This window comes from Fretibacterium fastidiosum, from assembly GCF_000210715.1.
GTDB classification, from domain to species: Bacteria; Synergistota; Synergistia; order Synergistales; family Aminobacteriaceae; genus Fretibacterium; species Fretibacterium fastidiosum.
In genome coordinates this window covers 2211827-2217435 of the sequence record NC_021038.1, presented here as the reverse complement: position 1 = coordinate 2217435, position 5609 = coordinate 2211827, and the positions used below count along the sequence as shown (strand labels likewise).

At 55.0% G+C, this 5609-nt stretch carries 4 protein-coding genes; 1 reads left to right on the top strand and 3 read right to left on the bottom strand.

Features of this window, described 5'->3' with window-relative positions:
* On the bottom strand, positions 1-1110 hold a 1110-nt coding region (locus SY1_RS10015; RefSeq protein WP_208873681.1), incomplete at its 3' end, for an ATP-binding protein.
* 155 nt (positions 1111-1265) lie between these two features.
* Between SY1_RS10015 and SY1_RS10010 the strand changes: the two genes are divergently transcribed.
* Entirely contained in the window at positions 1266-1517 is a 252-nt protein-coding gene (locus SY1_RS10010) for a hypothetical protein (protein ID WP_208873679.1), read from the top strand.
* 149 nt (positions 1518-1666) lie between these two features.
* Here the strand turns inward: SY1_RS10010 and SY1_RS10005 are convergent, their stop codons facing one another.
* Together SY1_RS10005 and SY1_RS10000 are read right to left on the bottom strand one after the other, a co-directional pair.
* Positions 1667-3409 (bottom strand): ABC transporter ATP-binding protein, encoded by a 1743-nt coding sequence (locus tag SY1_RS10005; RefSeq protein ID WP_015556951.1) that lies wholly within the window; start codon positions 3407-3409, stop codon positions 1667-1669.
* A complete protein-coding gene (locus tag SY1_RS10000; protein ID WP_015556950.1) occupies positions 3402-5210 on the bottom strand; it encodes an ABC transporter ATP-binding protein in 1809 nt (602 codons plus the stop codon). The genes SY1_RS10005 and SY1_RS10000 overlap by 8 nt, the downstream gene beginning before the upstream one ends.
* Positions 5211-5609 lie beyond the last annotated feature (399 nt).

The window sequence follows — 5609 nt, the reverse complement described above, 5'->3', positions numbered from 1 at the left end:
GGAGTTCAGGACCTCGCGGTTGGGATAGTCCAGAGTCAGCTCCTGCTCCTCCGCGGATTCGATGGTCAGATAGCCGCTCTGGAAGAGGAAGCTCTCCGGCCTAGCCCGCTCGATCTCCTGGCTGTCCGCGAAGTCGGCGGGGACGCTTTTGTGCCGATAGACCTCCGGGTCGTCGATCCCGTGGCTGCGCAGATAGGAGAGGATGAACGTGGGGGAGCCCGAGTGATACCAGTAGTTTTTGAACTCCCTGTCGGCCAGGAAGTTAAGGATCGAGAAGGGATTGTAGAGCCGCGTTTTGCCGTCGAAGCAGAAGCCGTCGTAGTAGTCCTTCATCCGCATCAAGAGCTCCTGGCGGGAGAGGCTCATCTTGCCGGCTGCGTCGTCGATCCAGTCCGCGAAGTCGGCCTCGAGCTCCTCCTGTGTGTAGCCCACGACGTCGCCAAACTCCTCCACCATGGAGATGTCCCGCAGGTTGTTCATGGCGGAGAAGACACCCGTCTTCGTGAACTTGGAGATGCCGGTCAGCATGACAAAGCGGAGGTACTCGTCGCAGCCCTTCAGGACGGTGTAGAAGCTACGGAGCGCTTCGCGCATGGCCTCCGCCGCCTCCAGGTTTCCGATCTTGTCCAGGATGGGCTTGTCGTACTCGTCGATCAGCACGACGACCGGCCCGCCCTGGTCATAAAGCCCGGAGATCATCCCCTTGAAGGCGCCTCCAGGCTCGTCTGCATCGCTTCGGGTCAACGTTATCCCGTGCCTGTGGCTCCGATCGGTAAGCTCCGCCACGAGGTTCTTCTCGAAGCACGCGACGTCCCGCACGTCCATCATGCTCATGTCGAGCCGCAGCACCGGCGCGGGGTGTTTCGCCTGCTCCGCCACCCACGCCTCGGCGGCCAAGCCCTTGAAGAGTTCGGCCTTCCCACGGAACATCGCGTCGAGCGTCGAGAGCGTCAACGACTTGCCGAACCGCCGGGGGCGGGACAGGAAACAACGGTCAGAGCTGACAAGTTCCATCAGCCGCGCCGTCTTGTCCACATAAAGATGCCCCCGCTTCCGCAGCCTCTCGAAGCTCTGGATGCCTATAGGCAGAGTTTGAAGTTTTTCGCTCATAATCCCGTCACCTCGCTTCGATTGAGTGTTTTATGACCTTATTCTAGCAGAGATGGAGGGGGGATTGTGAAGACCCTCATTCACTCGGCGCCTCCTGTGCTTTCAGGAGGTGCCGGCATTTGAGACTTCAGGAATTTCGGAGAGGAGAACAGCTTTTGAGGAACTTCGAGAATTTGCCTGTTGTACTTGGCCTGACAGCCCGGCATTTACCTGTTACATTTGGCTTGACAATCCAGCGCCTGAAAAAATTTCGGCGTTGTGCCGCTTTTTGTTCTTTCCACGCTCATGCGCACACCGGCAGGATTAAAGTGCTTGCCCAGCATTTTTACGCCCAGCAGCTAACCGCCAACGCAGAGAGCCGCCGTTACGTCAAGAGAAGTCGGAATGTTTTACGGGGCGCACTATAATCAGCCCCGGTTCAAGGAGATTGAGAGAACTTGCATATTGCCGCAAAGGACAGCATAATGAGATAGCCGATGCCGATCATCAGAAGGACAGTACGATAACAAGGACGAACACCTTGAAGTTCAGGATTTTTGATTTCATGTTTCTCCTCCTAAGATGATTTGAAAGTATAATTTCCAGCCTGATTTTGCAATTTCCACAGCCGGGAGTAGAGTCCGTCCGTCCCAACAAGCTGGTCGTGGGTCCCATGCTGCGTGATCCTGCCGTTTTCAAGGACAAGGATCAGCTGTGCGCCGCGCACGGTTTTCAGCCGGTGTGCGATCATAATTACGGTGCGCTCTTTGGATATTTCATCCAGTGCCTTTTGCACCATTGCCTCGTTGTCTGCGTCTAGGGAGGCGGTAGGCTCGTCCAGAAGCAAGATCGAAACATCCTTCAAAAATGCTCTCGCCAGCGAGATGCGCTGCCGTTCACCCCCGGACAGGGTTGCGCCGCCTTCGCCCACCACCGTATCGTAGCCCTCCGGTAACGCTGAAATGAAGTCGTGGCAGCGCGCTTTCCGGCAGGCGTCGATTATTTTTTGTTCGGTGATGTTCTCATCCCCAAAGCACAGATTTTCCCGTATTGTCCCCCGGAACAGATAGGCGTTTTGCATCACCATAGATACCTGCGAAAGCAGGCTTTCCGGCACAATGCTGCGAAGCTCTTTCCCGGCAAAACGTACCTGTCCCTGCTGATAGTCCCAGAATCGCGCCATCAGCCGCAGAAGCGTAGATTTGCCGCTGCCGGAGGGCCCTGTCAGCGCAGTAAGCGCCCCTGCCGGCGTTTCAAAGCTCACGTCATGGATCACATCGTTGCCCTCCGTGTAGCAGAAGGAAACGCGGTCAAACGCATAGCTGTCGCCGTGGTCGATTTCGTCCGTACCGGAAGGGGCAGGCGTTGTCATCACCCTGTCCAGACGTTCACCGGAGAGCGCCATGCCCCGCAGAGCGGAAAGGCTGCTCACAAGGGTAAGCGCCGGTTCGGTCAGCTTTGTGGCAATCACAAGAAAGCCCGCGAAGTCCAATATGGTAAGACTGCCGCCCAGCAGCAGATACAATCCCACTGCCGCTGTCACGGGAACAACGAATTTGACCAGCGAGGCACACAGGGTAGAAAGGCTGCCTGCAACGGCCTCGTCCTGCAGAGATTCCCTGCGCAGGTCTGAAAACGCTTTTTCCAGAGCATCGAATCCGTTGCCGGTACGGTGGTAGGCTTTGAGGTCTTTCATACCGTGCAGGTATTCATTGAGCTGCGTTGCAGCTCTTGTCTTGGCCTCCATAACGGAGCGGCTGTGCTTTTCCTTAACCTTTGTAATTTGCAGCATCAGGATTGCGCAGACAGGCAGCATGGCAAAAATCGCCACCGCCATGTGCCAGTCGAAGAACAGCATACAAACAAAGGAAAGCAGCAGCAGGAAGCCTACGCCGATGGGATAGGGCAGCCAGAAGCACATGGTATATTCCACATTGGCAAAATCGCCTGCAAAGGAGCTGATCAGCTCGCCGGATTCCTTTGAGGAAAAGAAGCCGAGGCTTTGACGGCGCAGCTTTTGAATATAAGCGATACGCTTATCTGCGGTGTCGTGATAAGCCCGCCCGTAGGTGTTGTAGTAGGAAATCAGCTCCACTGCGTATTGCAGGAGGACATAGCCAAGCCCAATGATAGCTATTTTTGTCAATAGTGAAATGTCCAGCGTATAGGGCAGATAAAACGCCTGCCCCAAGAGATAAATCGCCCTATATGCGAGGATGGCGGGAAGTATGCTGGACGACTGAGAGAGAAACAGCCACAGCGTCGGCGCAAGGATCTGCTTCGGGTGGTGGAAGGTAAATTGCCGGATCATCTTAAACATGGGCAAGCCCTCCCTTCATCTGCCAGCTTTCCGTTTCGTTCTGGATTGCCCACAGGTGTGCGTACAGTCCGTTTGCTTGCAGCAAATCGCTGTGTGAGCCGCGTTCCTTGAGCTGCCCGTTCTCCAATACGAAAATGTAGTCTGCGTCCTGGATAGAGTAAAGCCGGTGGGCTATCATCAGGACAGTCTTGTCTTTCAAAAGCTCCGTCATGCCTTTCCGCAGAGCAAGCTCGTTTTCCGCGTCAGTAAAAGCCATCGCTTCGTCCAGTACGACAATGGGCGCGTCCTTCAATATCGCCCTTGCAATGGCGATGCGCTGCGCCTCGCCGCCCGACAGCCTGTGCCCGCCGTCGCCCAGCCTCGTATCATAGCCTTTCGGGAGGGAGAGGATGAAATCGTGGCACCTTGCCGCCTTTGCCGCCCGTTCCACGTCCTCGCGGTGAACCTTACGGTGCATGGCGATATTGTCGTAGACGCTTTCCGCAAAGATATGCGTGTCCTGAAAAACAAAGGCGACAGTGTTCATCAGGGCTTCCGTGGAATACTCCCGGATGTCCCGCCCCGCAATGCTGATAGAGCCGCTTTCCACATCCCAAAACCGGGCGATGAGCTGCCCTGCCGTGGATTTGCCCCCACCGGACGGCCCTACCAGCGCGGCAAAGCTCCCGGCCGGGATCTCCATTGTCAGGTGATCCAGCGCCATGCGGCGCAGGGGAGTGGCAGCGCTCTGATAAGAAAAACTCACATCCTGAAATGCGATTTCGGCTCCTCCCCTTGGCGCGGCCTCCGTCCCCTCGGACATGGGCTGCATATTCAGCACCTCGTCGATCTGATCCATGCGTACCGACAGGTTAAGCAAATCGGCACCGAACTCCACAAGTTCCATCAAGGGACTGATGCAGGCAGGGCCGACGATCAGGAACATCAGCAGCTCCATCATAAGCTCGTGGTCGCCGGGATGCAGGTGCAGCAATACGCAGCCGGAGGCGAGCAGAAAAGCCAGCACCGAAATCGTGATGGTCTTATACGCGCCGAAAATCGGCGTGACACGTTTCAGATAGGCCTTCCAATTTTCCCTGTTCTTCTCTATCAGTCCAGTCAGACGACGTGCTGCCGCCTCCGGCCTGCCAAAGATTTTTTCTTCCTCCATGCCCGCCACATATTCAGAAAACGCGGCGTCCAGCTCGGTTGAGGAACGGTTCAGATCGTTCCAGATCTTTTGCCCCCGCTTTCCGCCGAACGCGGAAAACTGGATAAGAAAGGCAAGCGCTAAGGCGATAAAGATCGTCAGCGCCAGCGGTATGTTGAGAGAGAACATCAGCACGGCAAAAGCTGCCAGCAGCAACCCCGCACCGAAGATATTGGAAACATCGTGAGCAATGATGTTTTCCATCTTTTCGATGTTCTCGTTCATCATCTTCTGTGTAGCTCCGGATTGCCCGCCTGTATAAAAACCGAGGTCCAGCCGCCCCATGTGGTCGAGGATGCGCATACGTAAATCATACAGGGCGTTGAACGCGCAGGCATGACAGGAAAAGCTGCCGATCACGGACAATACAATGCCCAACGCGATACTTCCTATCGTAACCGCTGCCCACAGCCACATCTCGCCGGTCGGGACAGCCGTACCATCAAGCGATGCCAGCAGGAAAAGTCGAACGATTCGGTAGACCGTGTAAAACGGTACGCCGGACAACAAAACGCTGAGTGCAGAGCAGGTCACTCCAAGGATGTATTTTCCCGGACTGCAATGTGCGGTTCGGAATACGCGAAGAATGACGTTTTTCTTTGCTTCTTGCATAGAAATCCTTTCTCTGCGGCTTTTGTCTTGACACGAATACCGCAAAATCTTTATTGGTTATACGCCCTTAACTGATAACAATTATATGCATGGAAGCCGGGTTGTCAAAGCGGCAAAAAGTGCCTCAAGGCCAAGCCTGTATTTCATAAAAGCTCCGTAAATCGTTGGGATACAGGCTATTTTGTGGTAGAATTTCATTCAAAAGTTGCCTACAGTTAACCCAAATTCGTGCCAAAACAGAAAACGATATGCCAAAACGGAAAGGGAGGGGGCGACGAGATGGTTACAATACACAGCATCGAAGAAATGCTGAACTTCTATATATCGCTTGGCGGCTTGCGGGAGGACGCGGCGAACGGCTTTCGCTATGTGTTTCCGAGGCAGCACTCCAAGATTGGT

Excerpts from the sequence above, each read along its gene's own strand:
- SY1_RS10000 (WP_015556950.1), bottom strand. The coding sequence starts at position 5,210 with ATGCAAGAAGCAAAGAAAAACGTCATTCTTCGCGTATTCCGAACCGCA.
- SY1_RS10005 (WP_015556951.1), bottom strand. The coding sequence starts at position 3,409 with ATGTTTAAGATGATCCGGCAATTTACCTTCCACCACCCGAAGCAGATC.